General features: G+C 43.6%; 16 protein-coding genes. All 16 read right to left on the bottom strand.

Going from position 1 to position 19,401, the window contains the following annotated elements:
- Position 1: 1 nt before the first annotated feature.
- A complete protein-coding gene (locus AAFN85_RS26440; protein WP_347530877.1) occupies positions 2-1,699 on the bottom strand; it encodes a GMC oxidoreductase in 1,698 nt (565 codons plus the stop codon).
- Entirely contained in the window at positions 1,668-2,279 is a 612-nt protein-coding gene (locus AAFN85_RS26435; RefSeq protein ID WP_347530876.1) for a putative colanic acid biosynthesis acetyltransferase, read from the bottom strand. The genes AAFN85_RS26440 and AAFN85_RS26435 overlap by 32 nt, the downstream gene beginning before the upstream one ends.
- A gap of 40 nt (positions 2,280-2,319) precedes the next feature.
- Positions 2,320-3,528: a glycosyltransferase gene (locus AAFN85_RS26430; RefSeq protein WP_347530875.1), complete on the bottom strand. Its 1,209-nt coding sequence runs from the start codon at positions 3,526-3,528 to the stop codon at positions 2,320-2,322.
- 2 nt (positions 3,529-3,530) lie between these two features.
- Positions 3,531-4,628, bottom strand: a complete 1,098-nt coding sequence (locus tag AAFN85_RS26425) for a glycosyltransferase family 9 protein (protein WP_347530874.1) — start codon at positions 4,626-4,628, stop codon at positions 3,531-3,533.
- Positions 4,629-4,650: 22 nt separating this feature from the next.
- Positions 4,651-5,658 (bottom strand): PfkB family carbohydrate kinase, encoded by a 1,008-nt coding sequence (locus AAFN85_RS26420; RefSeq protein ID WP_347530873.1) that lies wholly within the window; start codon positions 5,656-5,658, stop codon positions 4,651-4,653.
- Between the two features lie 13 nt (positions 5,659-5,671).
- Positions 5,672-6,262, bottom strand: coding sequence for an SIS domain-containing protein (locus tag AAFN85_RS26415; RefSeq protein ID WP_347530872.1), 591 nt, complete (start codon positions 6,260-6,262; stop codon positions 5,672-5,674).
- An 18-nt stretch (positions 6,263-6,280) separates the two neighbouring features.
- Complete coding sequence (locus AAFN85_RS26410; RefSeq protein ID WP_347530871.1) at positions 6,281-7,711, bottom strand: hypothetical protein; 1,431 nt, start codon at positions 7,709-7,711, stop codon at positions 6,281-6,283.
- A gap of 27 nt (positions 7,712-7,738) precedes the next feature.
- A complete protein-coding gene (locus AAFN85_RS26405; protein ID WP_347530870.1) occupies positions 7,739-8,980 on the bottom strand; it encodes a glycosyltransferase in 1,242 nt (413 codons plus the stop codon).
- Positions 8,981-9,022: 42 nt separating this feature from the next.
- Entirely contained in the window at positions 9,023-10,135 is a 1,113-nt protein-coding gene (locus tag AAFN85_RS26400) for a hypothetical protein (RefSeq protein ID WP_347530869.1), read from the bottom strand.
- 34 nt (positions 10,136-10,169) lie between these two features.
- Positions 10,170-11,342, bottom strand: a complete 1,173-nt coding sequence (locus AAFN85_RS26395) for an acyltransferase (RefSeq protein WP_347530868.1) — start codon at positions 11,340-11,342, stop codon at positions 10,170-10,172.
- Positions 11,343-11,410: 68 nt separating this feature from the next.
- The gene (locus AAFN85_RS26390; protein WP_347530867.1) at positions 11,411-12,346 is read right to left on the bottom strand and encodes an NAD(P)-dependent oxidoreductase; all 936 of its coding nucleotides are present in this window, start codon (positions 12,344-12,346) and stop codon (positions 11,411-11,413) included.
- A complete protein-coding gene (locus AAFN85_RS26385) occupies positions 12,343-13,446 on the bottom strand; it encodes a glycosyltransferase (protein ID WP_347530865.1) in 1,104 nt (367 codons plus the stop codon). The genes AAFN85_RS26390 and AAFN85_RS26385 overlap by 4 nt, the downstream gene beginning before the upstream one ends.
- A gap of 50 nt (positions 13,447-13,496) precedes the next feature.
- Entirely contained in the window at positions 13,497-14,639 is a 1,143-nt protein-coding gene (locus tag AAFN85_RS26380) for a glycosyltransferase (RefSeq protein ID WP_347530864.1), read from the bottom strand.
- A 33-nt stretch (positions 14,640-14,672) separates the two neighbouring features.
- Positions 14,673-15,662 carry a glycosyltransferase family 2 protein gene (locus AAFN85_RS26375; RefSeq protein ID WP_347530863.1) on the bottom strand — a complete coding sequence of 330 codons (990 nt, stop codon included), beginning with the start codon at positions 15,660-15,662 and terminating at the stop codon, positions 14,673-14,675.
- A 4-nt stretch (positions 15,663-15,666) separates the two neighbouring features.
- Entirely contained in the window at positions 15,667-16,965 is a 1,299-nt protein-coding gene (locus AAFN85_RS26370) for a polysaccharide biosynthesis protein (RefSeq protein WP_347530862.1), read from the bottom strand.
- A gap of 95 nt (positions 16,966-17,060) precedes the next feature.
- Positions 17,061-19,397, bottom strand: a complete 2,337-nt coding sequence (locus tag AAFN85_RS26365; RefSeq protein ID WP_347530861.1) for a polysaccharide biosynthesis tyrosine autokinase — start codon at positions 19,395-19,397, stop codon at positions 17,061-17,063.
- Between the last annotated feature and the right edge of the window lie 4 nt (positions 19,398-19,401).

The raw sequence follows: 19,401 nt of genomic DNA, 5'->3' as shown, positions 1-19,401 counted from the left end.
CTTATGTGGTTAAATTAATAGGAGTACTAACTTCTTGTTGTTGTAACGGGGGCGTGTTTTTGGCGGGCCACGTTAAATGATTTGCCAGCCTTACCGCGAAAGCTCCTAACATAAAGGTTGGGTTTGCCTGGCCTGATGTTGGGAACACCGAACTGCTGCATACATACACATTCTCCGTTCCCCAAACTTTTAGGTTTCTGTCAACCACACCCAAATCAGCGCTATCGGCTATCCTTGTTGTGCCAGATTGGTGCAAACCATCTTTACTCATTTGCCTTATGGCCTCGGGTAGTTTGTCCTCATCAAACCAATACTGTAGCTCGCCGCAACCGCAATCTCTCAACCACTTATCCAGGGTGTGGTGAAGTTTAACTACTGATTGTACATCGGCATCGGTAAGTGTATAGTTAATATTAAGGCTTTCGCCATCGGCTCCAAGCTGCATGCTGTTACCTTCAAAAGGTACCTGCTCGGCATGAAAATGGAGCGCGTAGGTATTTTGCGGACTATAAAGGAAAATTCCCGGTAGTTTGCGGGCCATGCAATATCTTTTGTAAAATATCGAGGCGGGTTTAGTGAGCGAACCGGGCAATCCTTTAACTATATTGCCAAGGTGCGTAGTTACTTTGTTTACTTTTCCCTTGGTTATGGAATGCGCTATAGCCGGTGGTGCCAGTTTTTTGCCCAGTACAGGGGTGATCATGGCCAGGTACATCATAGACATGGCACCGCTTTTATGTTTTGGATCGAAGTAAAGCGGATTATCAAGCCAGATGGCCGTATTCAGCAAATCGTTATCCTTAAGATATTGTGTGCTGAACTGAAAACGCCTCCTTGAATAGCTGCCGTCTTTACCTTTTATAAAATAGTAGTCTGTTTTTTTAGGATCGCCATAAAACTTTACCGATGCTATTTTGCCCGATAAATGTCCCTGGTAAAATTTACCGAGAGCGGCGGGGGCACCGGTGTTTTTAAATATTTGTTTATTACGTAGTAAAATACGTGTGCTTTCCTGCGCTCCGGCGGCAAGTACAAACTTACCGGCTGCAACTGCTTTAATTGTTTGGGAAGCTACCTCCCTTATCGTCAGAAATTGAACCTTACCATTTTCATCCGGTTCCGAAAAACTTCTTGCTTCGTATCCCTGCAATACCGTGATATTCTTTTTTGCCTCGATATCGGCCTGATAGCGTTTTCCAAACCGGGTTGGCATACTATACCGCTCAATAGCCGTATCGGTAACAACACCCTGCTTAAAGCCTTCGGCTATTGGTTTTACCGCTTTCGCATCTTTCAAATCAAATACAGCCTCACCACATTCAAAATATTTAGCGGCAACGGGAGTATGTTCTTTAACATCTGCAAATATCCGCTCATCCCATGTACAACCACCCTTTAGTACCGGCCTGTCAATAAAATCAACATCATCGTACAAAACACAACGGCCACCCCAGGTTGCAGATGTACCGCCAAGGCCTTTGTTAGTACAATCAGCCGGTAGGTGATGATTAACGGCGTTGTTAACCGTTATAGAGTTATCGAGATTGTTTTGTGCAGGTTGCGATGGTGATCCATACTCAACCAGTAAAACGCTTTTGTTGGGGTTAAGGTCCGCATATTCAAGGGCTAATATGATGCCGGCCGGGCCGCTGCCCACAACACAGATATCATATAATGGCAGCAGGTTGTTCGTATTCATGATGTGCAGGAGTTAGGTTTAAGAAATTGGTTCGTTTTTTTAGTGCTTTTGCCGGATGACCGCCATATACCGTCCAGGGGGCAAGGTCGCGGGATGTTACTGAAGCAGCGCCAAGTACACTACCTTCCATGCAGCATACGCCGGGTAGTACAATGGCTTTTGAGCAGATCCACGCATAAGGCTCAATAACTATCTGCTTCATGATATAGGTAAAATCGGCAGTGTTATAATCGTGCGTGGCCCCACATAAAAATGAATTTTGCGAAAGTATAGAATGGTGACCCAGATAAACACCGCCCGGATTGTAAATTTCAACACCGGGGCCTATGGTTACGATATCTTCAGTTTCAAGCAACCAGGGTGCCCATATAATACAATCTGGATAGATCACATTTCTTTTACCAAGTTTGGCACCAAAGGCTTTTACAATAAACGCGCGCCAGCGGTGCATAGGTTTTGGCGTCCATCGGCATAACAAAAGCCAGGTTACGTTCCAGCACGCTCGTTTTAGTTTGTTTTTAAATGAAAATACCGGGCGCAAATATCCGTCTGCACTATCCTTGCTGTGGTATGAAAGCATAAAATTTTACTTATGTGTTTAATAGATAACTATCTGTAATTCAGTTTTTAAGTATTTGATAAAAATTGTTGATCACCGCATCTATCGCGAAGTGTTTTTCATAACAATGGCGTGCACCGGCAGCCATTTTATCTTTATCTGTTGATGCTAAGCCGCTCCATTTATCAAGCATTTCGAAGGTGCCGATTAGGGTATCGTCGGCAACAATGGCCCCACCGGCTTGCTCAATTTCGGGCCATATGTTTACCTGGTTTGATATTAAAACGGGTTTATTACAGGTAAGCGCTTCAACTACCGCTATCCCAAAGTTTTCCTGATGGCTTGGCAGCACAAATGCCTCGCAGCCGTAAAAAGCTCCCCATTTAGCCTCGCCGGTTAACATCCCCGGAAAGTGTACCAGCTTACTCAGCAATTCAGAATTATCTACTGTTTCTTTAAGTTGTAACCCATAATCACTTTCTAAACCTGGTCCTGCAATAACAAGCTTTGGAACATTGGTTAGATCCTGTTGGCCTGCATCTGAAGTTTGCTGCTCAATAATTTTTGTATAAGAGTGCAGCAGCATATCCACACCCTTTTTTTCGTGGATACGGCTTAAAAAAAGTAAATATGGGCTGCCTTTTACAGCAGGAATTTTTTCTTCAAAAACGCTAAGCATGCTTGCGTTGTAGGCTGGGGGCGCTTCAACCCCGAGGCCAACAACAGTTTCACGTTTAGGTTTATACGGCCAGAAAGGCTCACGTGCAAGCTGAAGCTCTGTTTGGCATGTAAACAGTAGCTCATCAGCGTTATTTATAATGTGTTTTTCGATAAGTCCCCAGTAAATAACATTGCGTAAAGCTTTTAAACGGCGTGTTTTAGCCCGCTGAAAATATGGGTCGAGCATGCCATGTGGCATTACAAATAGTTTGGTTTTTAAGCTACTGCCTCCTTTTTTCTTTAGATTTTGGAAAGCTTTATTAGCCGCGTAACCATGATAAAGCCAAAGCCCATGTACAATAACCGCATCAAACCGGCCTATATTTTCGTTAAGCCATGGTAATAGCCGATTGCTATAGTACCATGGATTTTTTGATGGCCCAAGGTTATGCTGTGTATAAGTAGTATCTTGATGATATGTTTCTTCGTCAACGCAGACAACCTCGTTATGAATACCTAAGGTTTGCAGGCCGACAGCGGTGATTCGCACAGCCTCGCATACACCACCCATTTTAGGATCCATACTGCTGATAACGTGAAGTACTTTCATATTTAGTTATATAAAACCGGCGATATTTTTGGTTTACCCGAGTTGATTATTTTAAGTGCAGCCTGCTGAACATTATTTACAGAGATAGACAGGATACATTTTTTTTGTTTTTCGATGCATGTTTCCAAGCCGCAGCCTGCACATTCAGGCAGTTTATAAAGCAATTGGTTGTTTTTTCCGCGCGGAAACCATTGGCCCGGCATGTTCCTGGCCGAGTAAATACCCACACATGGAACGCCTGAACAAGCTGCCAGATGCAGTGGTCCACTATCATGCCCAATAAAAAGGGAAACTCTTTTTAATAATGCAGCTGATATGCGCGGAGTAGTTTTTCCGCAGAGGTTGATACCTTCCCGGCCCCACGATTCCAGGCAAGCATCGGCCAATACGGTTTCGTCGGGTGCGCCAATGATGATGAGTTTCCAGTTGAGCAGTATGCCCGATAGTTGGATAAGTAAAGCCTGCCAGTTGATCAGTCCCCAATCATTAGCCTGGTTTTTAGTGCCTAATGATATAGCCAAAACCGGGCTTCCCTGTGCTACCAGATCGAAATATGTATTGGCAGCATTGGTTTCGGCAGGAGTGAGGCGCATGTCCCAGTTTTGGGGGGCTTCAAGGTCAATATCTCCTAAAACTTTAATACGGCGGGCAAGGCGTTTCGCTTCCCATTCGTTAACACCCGTTTGCGGGTCGGTTACTACGTTTATATCTTCTTCTAATACATCAAAACCTATCAGGCGTTTCACACCTGCGGCCATAAAAAATAACTTATCCCGCAGAATGGCTTTTTTTGAACGTACCGGGGTTATATTAACTACCGTATCAATTTTCAACGCACGGATCTGTTTAATGAGATCGAGTAATACTTTCCAATCGCGGGTGCCTACCGGGTAGTTAATGGTGCGATCAAAAAAGTAACCTGTTCCCAAAATGGCTTCGATAGCGGCAGCCTTTGCCATTACCGGTTTATTGGTTAACAGCGTAATATCTGCATCGGGAAACGAATCCTTTATTTTGTGGAAGCACGGCAATGCCATTATGGTATCGCCAAGGCTACCAAGCCTGTAAATAAGAACGTTTTTGTTTTTTGAAGCACTCATATCGTCAACAGATAAGATCTGATCACTTGTTTTGATAATCCAAATCGGCTTTTTGCAGCCAATCATTAAGTTCGTTATATAACACAGGGGCTGTACCTACATGGGCTACTACGCAACCTGCGGCGGCATTTGCTAAGCGTGCAGCTTCGGCAGCGGTAGCGCCGCTGGCCAGTGCCGCGGTTAAGGTTGCTATAACCGTATCGCCCGCGCCCGACACATCAAATACCTGGCGCGCAACGGTAGGAAGATGTTCTGTAACCTCGCCTTTATGACTGATGGCCATACCATCTGCACCAAGGGTTACTATTAAAATTTCAGGGCTGTAGATCTCGTGGATCCGCTTGCATATTTCTTCGAGCGGATATTTTTCGCCAGCCAATGGTTCTGGTAACTCTGCTAATTCCAACGCTTCGTGGCGGTTGGGGGTTAGTAAGCCAACCCCTTTAAACGATAACCTGCGGGCCGGTTTCGGATCAACAGCTACCAATAAATTAGGAAGCTTTTTTGCTATTTTTAAAACCGAATCAACCAGCGTTTGGGTGATAACGCCTTTGGCATAATCAGATAAAATAACCGCGTCAACTTCCGACAATACTTTCTCCAACAATACCTCAAACTTAGGCGATGAATCAATGCTGTAGCACTCGCGGGTTTCTTCCCTGTCAATACGGCAAAGTTGCTGCGAGTGTACAATTACCCGTGTTTTGATAATGGTAGGTGCCTGAAAAAGCAACTCGGGCGAGATGTATTTAACGCGTTTATCAGAAAGGATTTCCTGTAAGCGCCGTCCCGCATCATCCTGAGTAACATGGCCCATTACCTTTGTTCTTACACCAAGATTACTTAGGTTAAGCGCAACGTTTGCCGCGCCACCGGCAGTGTAGGTATCCCTGGCAACCTGTACTACAGGCACTGGTGCCTCGGGCGAAATGCGGTGAACATTGCCCCATATGTAATGGTCGAGCATCAGATCGCCCAAAACCAATATTTTAACTGTGCCAAGTTGGGTAAGTAAATAAGGTAAATTCATGATAAGGGGTATTTTATAGTGAACTCCAGTCGGTGATATCTAACTCTTCAAGCCATTGGTGCAATACCACGGTATGTATTTCCTGAATGCGCGCGGTGGTATTACTTGGCACGATGATCTCGTGGTTACAAAGTCCTTTTAATTTTCCGCCATCTTTACCGCCAAGATAGATTGTGGTAATGCCTTGCTTATTGGCTTGCTCAAACGCGTTAATCACATTGGGGCTGTTGCCACTGGTGCTAAACCCAACAAGCACATCGCCGGGTTTACCCAGGCCATGAACCTGCCTTGAATAAATATGATCAAACCCGTAATCATTACCTATGCAGGTGATGGCTGTTACATCGGCGTTGAGGCAGATGGCGGGCAAGCTGCGGCGCTCCAGTTTGTAGCGGCCAACAAGTTCTTCGGCAAGGTGCAGGGCATCAGCAGCGCTGCCACCGTTTCCACAGGTTAGTAATTTACCTCCATTTAAAATGGCCTGCTTAATTGCCGAACCGGCAGACAGGACGTTATGTTCAAGTTGCTTGCTTGAGTACAGTACATCAATCAGCTCATCAACCGATTCGGTAAATGACGAGGATACCAGGTTTTGTAACAACATATAATAGGGGTATAAATGTTAATGATTGAATTTGTTGATATTGAGGGAAGCAGGGATCTCATCGCCTTCTTCAATTGTTTTTACCAGGTACAGCTTACGGTTAGGTTTGCGTAATGCAGCAAGCGTAATACCGCCGAGGATAACATCAAAGCCTAACGAAGTTGGTTGTGCCCACTGGCCCTGCATAATAGCAAGAATGCCGATGCTACAGATCATCCATGGTAAAAAATCATCTTTGGCTACCCGTTTAAAACTATTCCAGCCTAAGTTCACTACAAATACTACGCGGATAATGATCACCGCAAAGCCCATAAGAATGCCCATTTCACCAATTAAACGGCCCCATTCACCTTCCGAGATCAGGTACACCGTATGGTCGCCGGCTATCAGCATACTGCCTACGCTGGTACCCATTCCTATGCCATAGCCGAAAAATGGTTTCTGTGCCGATTCGATGATGGCGCCAACCATGCCGCCTAAAAAGCGATCGACAAACACGCCGGATACACCACCTTCGGTTTCGTTGGCGCTTGTGAAGCGGTGCGTGAACACCTCGAGCGGGGTAGCAAAAAAGCTAAACTGGCTTAGCACCGCAAATATCACAACTAAGGCCACCACGGCTACCATTACCTTGCCAATGTATTTGGGATTGCGTGAGATGCCTATAAATGAAAATAGTATTGCTGCCAGTACTAATGATAATAAACTACGGCTTATAGATAGGGGAATAGCCATCAAAACGCCTAATGTTGCGCCTAAAAGTACCAGCCTATTTATACTTTTTGGTGTGAGCCAGAAGTAGCAAACATAAGCCGCTGCAAACCCAAAAAATAAAGCTGTACCGTTGGTAAACGAAAACGTTGCAGGTGGTCTGAAAAAGCCCATCGCACCGTCAAAACCACCGCCTTTCATGTCGCCGCCTACTCCCCGGTTTACAAATGCTGATTGCGGACTGTAAAACTGAGCCGTTATCAACATGGCCATAGGTATGGTGATCCACATGGTTGCCTGGCCAATTTTGATTACATCGTAACGATCAAACACTTTACCTATCACAAACATTAGCGGCCAGTGGAACATCAGGATGCGGGCACCGTATATGGCTACCGCGAAATTGCCATGCCCAAATGCTAAAGCCGTTATAATGGCTATGGCACCGATTATCATCATCCCATTAACATATAGGTTTGATGGTAAAAGGTTACGTTTCCATGCCAATAACACCAGCCATAATGCTAAAGGGTCGCGAACAACCAATAGTGGTGTTGATAAACCCGGTAGCACCCATTTACGTAAGGCCCCCTCAAAAATGAGCAACAGAAAATAAGCCCATATGCCACGTTTAAGCAACAGGTTAGGGTCTTTTTTCTTGACAGGCTTAGCTATATGGATTCTTTTGCGGCGCGGCGCTTCAAGTTGTATTATGGTTGGAAGTTCATTTGCAGCCATAGTGATTTTTAAAAGCCATAAGGCATATTAACTTAAATATTTGTTAAGCGATTGAACGATATGGTCACCATAGTTGTCCCAAGTATAACCGGCGGCTTTTTGGCGGGCCATCTCGCCCATATATGGAATTTGGTTGCGGTTATCTAAAAACCAGGCTATTTTTTCGGCAATTAATTCGGGCGATTGTGTGGGAACTAAAAAGCCTGTTTTGCCTTCGTCTATCAAATCGGCACCGCCGGTATTTGGGGTAATGATGATAGGTAAGCCCTGGCTCATGGCCTCTTGCATTACCAATGCCCTGCCTTCAACAATTGATGGCAGGCAGAATACATCGCATGACCGCATCAATTCTAAAACCTTATCGTGCGAACGGCCTGGTTCGTAAGTGAAATTGGGCAACTGACTACGATAAAAATCCATATCGGTTAATAAGGCGCCCATCACCACCAGTTCAACATTGGACGTGTTCAGCATTTTTACTGCGTTGAACAAATCGCCCAGGCCTTTGCGCTGACCCATCGAGCCTGCAAATAGTACGCGAAGAGGTGCGTCTTTTTGTTTTTGCTGATCAGCTACCGGCAGTGCGCTTAATTCGGGTGAACCAAAAGGCGACATGATCACCTCTTTGTTTGACCAAAGCGGGATAGAATCCATCACAAATGATCCGGGGCCAACTACCACATCGGCTAATTCAAGTTCTTTGGTTTTCCGCTCAAGCTTAGCTTCCGAATCATTTATGCCTCCACCTAAAGTAACAGCCCACTGCGGCATGCGTTCGGCCTCATGGCCTAACAGCTTTTGCACGGTTTGCCAGTAGGCTATCGGCAGATCGTAAATACATTTAACGCCCATTTTTTTTGCCTGGCGAAAGGTTTCCAAAGCTCCATCTTCGTATGCGTAAACCGCATCTATATCACCTTTTATGCTTTTAAGCTGTTTAGCACCGGCTTTGTCCAGATCATGGTAAACAGCATCTATACAGGCCCAGCCTTTTTCATGTTCAATACAGCTGCTAAATCCTAATTTAGGTAGCGCAATGCGCGCAAGCTCGAGCGAGGGGCGGGTGTGCAGGTTTTTTGATGGAACAGGATAGGCCCTTCTCAACCACTCGGCACGGATACCCGCAGGCAATAGCTTTAACCAGAAGGATCCGGCATCGGCAGCAAGGGTAGTGTTAAATTTCTCCAACATTCCCGCATTATTAAGACTGGTCATTACCGCTCTTACATTGCGGTTGCCGGTGGGATGTGATAAAATTATTTTTTTCATCGAAACCTTTGTAAAACTTAAGCCGTATAAAAAGCTGTAGATTTAATTAGCCCTGATCCAGGTGTGCATATCCAGCGCAATTGCTTCCCAACTGCGGGTAAGCCAAAACCACTGGTGTAAAAGTTGACGGCGTTTTTCGCCTTCGGTACTTGATATTAACTCCGTATTGCCACGCAGTTCATCAGGGCGGATAATGGCATAACCAGGTGGCTCATCAAGCGTAATAGGCGCTTCGCATATTACTGGTACCGCATGTGCCGATAAAGCTGCGAACGTACCAGATTTACGTAAACTATCTGCCGTTTGTCCAACCAGTGCCGCCTCGGCGTTAAGCATCATTTTTGATACTTCTTCAGGTACAAGAGTACCCATCTGTATTAAAAATCCCGGACCGAACTTGCTATTGGCCAGCGCCTGTTCCTGATCTGAAAAAGTGTTGTCTTTAGGGCCTATAGCGTAAATGCGCTTAATTACTCCTTTGCTTTGTAGCTCCTTTATTAAATTTAAGTGTTGTTGTAATGTCCAAAGCCTTGTATGTGCCAGGCCAAATATCAGCCAGTCGCCAGGGGTGCGGGTACTGTTAAGTCCGTAAGCTTTATCAAAGGGCAATATATTCGCACCCACCAGGCTAAGCCGTATTTTGGGTTTGAAGGTTATGGCTTCAATTTTTTGCTTTTGTTCGTTAGTTACTACCGTTATCCCGTCAGCAATTTCACTTATTTGTTTTATGGTGTTTTTTATAAAGAGGTTGCGTAACCTGTGGTGCATTTTTAGGTTACTGCTGCCATCCCACGTTTCGTGAATAAAAACAAACAGGTGGTTATTTGCCGATGCTTTTTTTAACTTTTTCAGCGCGCTGAGCAATTTAAGGGGAAAGCCCGATCGCGCGTAGCTGGTTGGTGTGTAATTGAGTAAAACATCAGCCGGTATGTTACTCTTTTTTAATTGATCTAATAGTTGGTGCCAATAGGCTGTTGTTATGGGTAACGGTGTATCCGGAATTAATGAGGGGAAATATTCGACCCCTATTTTTACCGAGCCATAATATTTGCCTAATGCCAGGGCTGTTTTATAAGCGTGGTCGCTTACTCCACAAACTCCGGGCGGGCAGGTTGGGGCAATAATAATTAATTGCCTGTTAATACTGCTGTTCATGTAACATGATAAATTTGTAAGCTTCTCAATTTGGTTAGTGGATCATTTCTGGTTTCAGGTCTGGTTTCGGCTCAGGTATTAAGTCTTCAGGCGCAGCTGTTTGTTTCTTACTCTTTTTAAGAAACGGTTTCTCCCAATATTTATAGGAAAAATGGGCAATTACTGATGTGATCATCACAATAAAAATCAATTCGACTATGCTCTTGCCCGGGAAGGAGGGAAGTTTATCTCTATAATTAAGTGCTGCGAATATTAGCAGCGGATGGTAAACATATATACCGTATGAAATTTTGCCTAAGTATTGCAACCCGGTAATATTGGTAAACTCAAAAAAGCGTGCTCCTTTACCTTCTACCAACGCCGCTATGATGGCGGCACTTGTAATATTTAGTAGCGAGTAACCCCAAACCCACTGGTAAGCCAGCGGTAAGTTGCTTGGCCAGCCTAATGAGGCTATTGGGTACGATGGTAATAACCAAACAAGCGTGAAGCCCGCTGTTACTGTTATCGCTATGCATGAGTAAACAACAACCGGCCTGCTTATTGCTTTTCTAAACTTCGAGTTGCACAACAGCGTCCCGAAAACAAAAGCGTCGAGGTGTGAAAACGGCAACACGTAAGGGGCCAGTGCTTCAGACTCGGCACTACCATTAAAGCCTACCAGGTAATTGAGGTGGTTACATACCAGGTAAACGGCTATCCGTATCAGCATTGCTATGGGGATTAGACATAACAACCACCTGTTTGTATATTTTTTAGGCAGATACCATAAAAATAGCGGCCATACCAAATAAAATTGCCACTCGGCAGATAGGCTCCACAAATGGCCATATACCATGTGGAACGAATAGTTATGGAACAGCCATCTGAAATTGAGTGAATAGGTAAGGATCCAGGGCCATTCGATATTAAATGCTTCGGGCTTTTTTACAAAGATGTAGAACAGACCGAGTATAAAAACGTAACCATAATAAAGCGGGAATAACCTTAGTATCCTACGTTGATAAAAGTTTTTGAAAAAGGCGACTATACCGGCTTTTTTATATTGTTCTTTCCCTTTAATGATGATACCGGAGATCAGGAAGCCCGATAACACGAAAAAGAACTGAACGCCGATCCAACCGGCTGGAAAAAGTAAATAGTGATGGGCAATTATGGCAAAGGCAGCAACGGCACGCATGGCATCGAGCTGTGGGTTATGTTTCATTTTGTTGTTGTGATTAACGCAGGGGGTGAACGTTTATTTATCTTACAACACTTGTATCGGCTATACCATCAGGCATTTACTTTAGCCCAGGTAACTACTTGTTTTAATCCATCATGTAGTGAGTATTTGGTTTTAAAATTTAGTAGCGATAGCTTATTTACATCGGCACGCCAGTTAGCCGGGTCGCCTTTGGGTACATTACCGTCGAATGTGATTTTTACATCTATATCCAGATGTTTAATAATGCACTCTGCAACCTGGGCTACCGTATTCTCTGTGCCAGATGCAAGGTTGTAAACATTGCATCGCTCTTTACTGTCGTGTTGCAAAACCGCTAAAACTGCCTGGCAAAGATCCTCTATGTATAAAAAATCGCGGCTTTCGTTCCCGGTTCCAAACAACCTTATTTCTTTTTGGCCAAGTGCCGCGGCCTGTGTGGCCCGTTGGCATACATCGTAAATTAGCTGCTTGCGCAAACCTGGCCCATACACCGAAAATATGCGGAACACGGTTGTTTTTAATCCAAATGCCTTTGCATAATAGGTTAGCAGTGTTTCGGCTGTTGCTTTATGGATGCCGTAGGGCGATATGGGTTGTAGTGGTGTGCATTCTGTTATTGGCAATGTTTCAGGGTTACCGTAAACAGCAGCGCTCGAGAAAAAGAAGATCCTTGCCTGCGGATGTGCTTTAATGAGATGTAAAGCCAAACGGGAAGTACCGGGCAACAGACTCGAAAAATCGCCAAAAGGGTCGCTTACTGATGATGCTACCGAAGCGCCGCCAGCTAAATGGCAAACTGCTGCTATCTCGTGGCCGCTAAGTAAATTATCCAGATCGGCAGTTTCAAGAGATGAGGTAGCAAATCCCGACCATAAATGGGGGCGAAGAGGCACACGTAGATCAATCCCCAACAACTTGTACCCGGCTTTTGCGGCCTCATCGGCCAGCCAGGTGCCTAAAAAGCCCGACGCGCCTGTTATTAATATTGTTTTTTGCTGATTCATGAGAAAAAGATCTTAGGGTTATCCAGGCATTCGCGCCATCGTGAGGCCATTACATGTGCCGAAAAATTGTCTTCGTAATATTGATGTAACCTGTCGGGATCAAATTGCCCGGTTTGAATATGATGGATCAGCACCGCCAGGCCTATTGTTATGTTTTCTTGTGTTGGCTTCACCAATACAGTATCGGGGTTGTTGATACAGCAATCTGCTATTGCACCAATATCTGTAGCCATAAATGGCAAGCCGTAAGCCATCGACTCGAGCAGCACCAATGGTAAGCCTTCCATTTCTGTAGAGGTTAAAACCAATGCATCGTATGAGGCCATGAGTTCGGCACCTTCCTTTTGATCAGGATATCCACCTAAAAAATTAACTCGCGATGTTATTTTGAGTTCGTTAGCTAATTTTTTCAATTCGGCCTCTTTTTCGCCTTTTCCCCATAAATCGAGGGTTAGGGTTTCGGGAGCGGGCAAATCTGCCAGGGCTTTGAATAACAGTGGTAAACCTTTGTTGCCAGCCAGGCGGCCAAAGTAACCAAGTTTAATGTTTGGGGCCGATCTGTTGCCTGGAGCTTTGATAACGCCTGCAACAGGTGGTTGAGGAAAGCAGGGGAGCCAGTTAACAGCCGATGGATCGGAAAGTACTGATTGCCAGTATTTAAGCATTGATGGAGCCTGTACTGCTATCCCATTAAAGGTATCTCTACTTTGAATCCAGATCTCTTCATGCTCCGACCGATTGGCAATAAAATCCTGCGCTATTTTAAAACAGTTTTTGCCCAGGTATTTGGTGATAAATATAGCCGAGTTTGATAGCCCAATACTCACAAATACATCAGGATCAAATGATTTAGCTTTAGAGCCCGCTTGTAAAAGCGAAACATATTTTTTTGCTTTTTTAAATATGCCCGAAACTTTGTGTTCAATACACCCCAGCAAGGCACTGCTTCCAAACGGTTGCTGGCTCACTTTTCTATCGGTAATATTAATGATCTTTAGTTCGTGACCTTCCTGTTGCACAAAATCAAATAGCTCGCGGTAAGCGGTTTGCGCTCCACCTAAACCATCTGTATGGCCCATTAATAATATTTTTTTTGGCATGGTAGATTTTTGTTTTAATGGATGTTGATAGCATCCATTTTATTTGCCTGTTACACCGCGTCCATGGTGTAGGCTATAGCCGCTTTGGTGAGATTGTTTTGCGGCTTTATTTTGCCTTTAGCCTTGTACGCTTTAAGTACTTCATTTGCCGAGTGCGCCTGGTAAACGCCAAGCCCTATCATTTCATCTTCGTGGTAAGTTTTATCGGCTGCGGATATGATAACCGGGATGCCTCGTTCCATCCATGCAACTGCCGCGCCGCTTTTATTTATGCCATCAACGGGGCTGGTAACTACACCGATATCTGCCAATTGTAAAACCCGATTAAGCGTACCTGCAGAAAGCGGACCGGTTTGCCAGTAAACAACGCCATCTAACGTTTTTATTAATTCTGCTACATCAACACCGCGGCTGTTTCCGATAGCTAATATCCCTAATTTTAATCCAGCCTGTTTAGCGGCATTATTAGCCTGGTTTATCATGGTTTCTAAACCGGGACAATTGTAGGTGGTGCCAAAAAAACCTAATACTAACCAATTTTGAGGGCAGTGTATTATTGCCGATAGATTGACAGTTTCAATTAGTTTTTGCCAGTCTTTTTCACTGCCTGTATCAGTTGTTGGGATATTGCCAAAAATTGGGATCACAGAGGCTTTAACACCTATCTGCTTTAAATACAAACGATAAGGTTCAACACTTGTAAAAATTGCGTGCGGCTTTAAATTGGCTATCAGCATTTTTAAAAACACTTTCTGTGATAAGCCCAGTACTTTCTCTTTGTAACCGGCGCTTGCCGCCATGCCGCACCAAAGTTCATGCAGCATAATGTGCAGTTTAACCTCGCCGGTGGCCTTACGTAGGTTTAGCAGCATATCAACTGGTAAACCGTATTTGTTAAAGCCAAACCCTACATACTGTAAACTAATAAAATTGGGCTTGAAAAACTTTAACCGTGTTTGCAGGTAACCGTATCTGTATGCGGTGCTTTGTTGCGCGGGGATGCGAAGTACGGGTAATTTTATTCCGTTAAATTCCTGCTCTTCGTTTTTTATATCTGTTAAAAAACTATCCTGTAAGGCTATTGCAATTACCCTGTGGTTATTTGCAATAAGTTCGCAAGCCAGGCGTCTCACATAATCGCCAACACCATCGCGTCCGGGCTCGAGCGAGCTGCAAATAAAAACCATTTTCATATTGTGATCAGTACTCTGTAGCGCTTAGTGTTTTTATGTGATGTTATGTAGTACGCTTCGTTTTAGCTTAGTGAAAAAATGCCGCGACTGTAATAACTCGGGTTTTTTCATCATCAGTGCAAAATAACTTGTTAACCTGCTGCTGAAATCTTTGCGCGAATTTTCGTACTCCCATTCGCTTATGTGCTTTTCGGGCAAAAGCTGGTATTTTAATGCTGAGGTTAACTCTTTTCTTACACTTTCAAATAATGGATCTTTCAACAGCAGCAAATAATAATCGATTAATTCATCAGCCTTGCTATCGCGTATCACAATGGTTTTTGAACTTTCATGATACCTGAAATACACAAGGATATTGTTGGTGTAAACCACTTGGCTAAACTGCATAAAGTACCGGGTAAAGAAAATTCTATCGAAATAGTATGATGAATTTTCAGAAAACTGGCCGGTAGTCCTGATGTTTTGCAGATCGCACCAAACACCCGGTTGATGAAAGGTAGCCTTCAGCGAGATGAATTGCTGTGGTGATAGATCTTTATTTTCAACAACATCCTTAAAAGTAGCGTCATCATCATAAAAATTAAAAACCTTGCCAGCTACGGTACCTCCTTTTGTAAAGGAGTTTGCTACATGAAGCAGGGCGTCCGGAGCCAGGTAATCGTCGCTGTTTATCCAGTTAAAGATCTCGCCCGTGCATTTATCAACCCCTTTGTTTATCGCGTTAGCCTGGCCTTTATCTTTTTCGCTTACCCATAATGTTATCCAAGGCTCGTACTTTTTTATGATCTCCACAGTATTGTCGGTACTACCACCATCCATAATGATATACTCAAGGTTGGGATAGTTTTGTAACAGGATAGAGCGGATGGTTTCTTCAATAAAATGCCCTTGGTTATAACTCGGGGTAACTATAGATATTTTAGGCCATTCAGTTGTTGATTGATAGCTGTTTTCGGCAACTTCGTCAGTCCAGGGCCAACCATGCTTACCTGCAACTTCGGGCAATAATTTAAGTAGCGACATAGCTTTATTGAGCTGTTTTAACTTTATTGATCATCACAAGGCTGTAAAGGATATGCATCACCATTTCAAAGGCGGCAACGTATATATTCATCAGCAATACACCATGCAAAGTTGAAATATCAAGGAAAAGGGCGCAGGCTGCTATGGCAGCTATGCTTAATGGAATAAGTATGATAGGTTTGATAGCCCAACCGCGGTGTGTATATAGTGAGAATGAGCATCCGGCAATCAATCCGAGGCAACTACCGGCTATGTTAAGCACTACCTCATGTTGTAAGTTAGCATATGAATAACCGAGCACCCACAATATTTGAGCGGGAAACAACCAAACTACGCCTACTATTGCACCCATTACTATAAATAGCAATACCTGGATCCTGAGATAATTAACAAGAAGCGTTTTTCTATTGTCGGGCAGGCGTGCAAACCTTGGTGATATCAGGGTTGAAAATATAACATTAAATAAATTCAACACCATTACCAGGCGACCTAAAGCCCCAACCTGTGCTACCGCAGTGGTTGAGCCAAATATAGATATAAGCCAAACAGTGATCTGGCCCGAGGCGCAGTAATAGATGGATCCCGGTAAAATACGCCTTACAAAGGTCAGGATGTTTTTCCTGATCTCAGGATCGGCCGGTTGATTAAAATCCGCATACTTTGATGATATTTTTCTTAAACGCAGATTTGCCCATATTTGTGGTAAACCTGCAGCCAGTATAGCCACATAGGCCCATGGAAATGAAAATATGGTAATGCCTATGAGGGCCAAACGCATGGCATTGTTGCCAACCTGTATTTTTTGCAGCGGGGTGATATCTTGCGTAAGCTTGGGCGCAACTTCAAGCAATGTACCCGATAGCGATGTGAAAAATGCCGGAATAAGCGATATCACAATCAGTACAGATGTTAACCAGCTTGCACCATGATGTAATAACAGGTACAATAAAATTGGTATAGCAACCATTAAGCTTCCTACGGCAAATTTGCGCCTTAAATCAAGCCCGGTGGCAATTACAAGGCCCAGCTTCTGGCGATCTTTCCAGATCTTTCCGCCTTGCGACATTACACCGGTAGAGATACCGCCATCGGCAAGTAATATCATGGTACCAAGCATGGTGTTGGCCAGCGTGTATAAAGCGTATTCACCGGTAGGTAGGTGTCTGATCACCACAATTGCGCTTAAAAAACCTATTACCTGTACAATGAGTTGTGCTGATCCGGTTACTGTGATAAGCTTACCCCATTCAATAATTTTAGCGTATTTGGTTGTTAATGGTATTTTTTGCGTTGCTGCTTCCATTGCTTTTGCCCGTTGAAGGCTTTATGTTTAGGTTGTAAAAAGCATGGCCCAATCACCGAAGCCATGCTCTATTTAAACTATGAACTGAAGCTTGTTTAAGCCCTTATTTTTTTAACTTTTCGTTCGGAGTAGTAGCTGCCATCGTACTTATAGCCGTAGCCATACTTGGTGCGTTGTATTCCGTTAAAAATGATATTGAGATTTGGTAATTTGTTTTCTTTGACAGTTTGCTTAATAAATTTCAGTTCAGATTTATCGGTATAGCCTTGTTTTACCAAGTAAAGCGTAACGTTACAAACCCTTGATAATATCATAGCATCTGTAACCAGGTGCAGGGGTGGGGTATCAATTAAAATATCATCATACTCTGTACGTAATTGTTGTATTGCTTTATCCAACATAAAGCTATCAAGCAATTCTGATGGGTTTTCAGGTATTGCACCTGCACCTACAATACTTAGGTTGGCATGTACTCCCGAAGGCTGAACAATTTCATTTAATTGTTTTTCGCCTTTTAAAAACTCGCTCATACCCGGATGGGTTTCCGATAGCTTGAAGATGCTTGATATTTTAGGGCGGCGCATATCCAGCTCAAGGATAACAACCCTGCGGCTTGTCGCAGCCAATGCCACACCCATATTACTGGTTACAAAGCTTTTACCTTCGCCTGCAATGCTTGATGTAAACATGGTTACCCTACCACTTTGCTGCTCGTTGAATAGGATTTGCAAATTGGTACGTAAGGCCCTGAACTGCTCGCCAATGGCCGATGCTTCTTTATCAAGCACCACAATAATATTGTCTTTGTCTTTTTGTTGAATCAGTTCGCCAATGATCTGGGCGCCGGTTGCCTTTTCTATTTCGGTACGGTTAATTACCTTGTTTTTAAGCACTTCGAGACCATAGATCAGTGAAGCCGGAATACCAAGTCCCAGCAGAAAAGCAAGTACATAAGGTACCTGTTTTTTTGATTTTGGCGATACGTAATACGGTTCTTCTATGGTACGGATACTGGTAATTGTTGAAGCGTAGCTTAATGAAAGTTCCTCTCTTTTTTGTAACAGGTAGATATAAAGGTTTTCTTTAATACCCTGGTGGCGTTTAAAGCCAACGTATTGGCGCTCCTGTCCCGGAATATTTTTAATAGATGCTTCGAAGCCCGAATTGTTATTTTTCAATTCGCGCTGAACTGAGGTTAGCGATTGCTTAATGCCGGCTATGGTTTCTTTAATAGATGTTTTTATCGAACGGATCTGCCTGTTTAAAGGTTCAAATATCGGGTTCTGTTCAGGTGTAGTGGCTAGCATTCTGTCACGCTGCAATTGCAGTTTAGATAGTTGATCAACCAAACTGGTAAGTGTTGGATCAGAAATGCCAAGGGTAGCCGGTACACTTTCCGAATTGCTGCTTGAGTTTACATAGCGTTCAATGCCTTCAATCACATTAAGCTGTACGTTAACATCGTTTAAGCGAACATCGTTGCTTTGAACGTTATCAAGATAAAACTTCGATTTGGAAGAGATATCGGTAAGCCCATTGCTGCTTTTAAAACCCTCAACATCTTTTTCAACGCTGTTCAACTCTCCGGCAACCGATGAAAGCCTATCGTCGATAAACTTAATGGTGCTTTGAGTTACCTTGTTCTTATCCTCAATACTCGAAATTTTATAAACTTTTATTAATTGAGTTAAAAACTGCTTGCCGCGTTCTGGTATCTCGTCTTCCAGTTCCATTTCAATAATGGGGGCCTCTTTGTTTAAGGAAACAACAACGCCATTTTGATACATGGTTACCACATCTTCGGGATTTTGAAGCCCGATGTTAACAGTACGGCCAATGTAATCCTTAAAATAAGGCGTTTTAACTAATTGCCATGTACCTATGCTGTTAGTTAACGTTTTATTGAACTCATATGGCTGCGACTCGCTGTTCTCGGTTTTAATAGTGAACGAGCTGGTATCCTTTATAACTATTGATAATGTCTGCTCTTTCAAAGCAGACCCGCCAGAGCGGATCAGTTTAAAGGTAACAGGGGTAGATACATAAATATCCCTGCTTTTATAAGCATCGGTCTCGCGGTAGCTTGTCCACAATTGCAAGTTGTTCACCACTTCACGTATAAGCGGGCGCGATTTGATCATTTCCAGCTCCGTTTCAATATCTTTTGATTGGCCGGCCAGATCTATCTCGGCAAGGGCTTCCTTGGCGTTATCTGCCTTGGTATCGTCCTTTACTGCAAGTTTTGCTTTAATATCATAAACCGGTTTAATGTTTTTTACATAAAACCAGGCTATGCCAATGGCAATGGCAAAGCTGATAACAAATAATGGCCAGCGGTGCAGGTACTTGTAAAATATTCCGCGGACGTCTTTTGGTGGATTTTCTTCCTGGTCTTCAAAAGACGATGTCAGGAACAGGCGCTCGTTTTTCATGTGG

It is taken from the genome of Mucilaginibacter sp. CAU 1740, assembly GCF_039839285.1.
Taxonomy (GTDB): domain Bacteria; phylum Bacteroidota; class Bacteroidia; order Sphingobacteriales; family Sphingobacteriaceae; genus Mucilaginibacter.
Note: the sequence above shows the minus strand (reverse complement) of the source record. Positions and strands in the feature narration are given on the sequence as shown.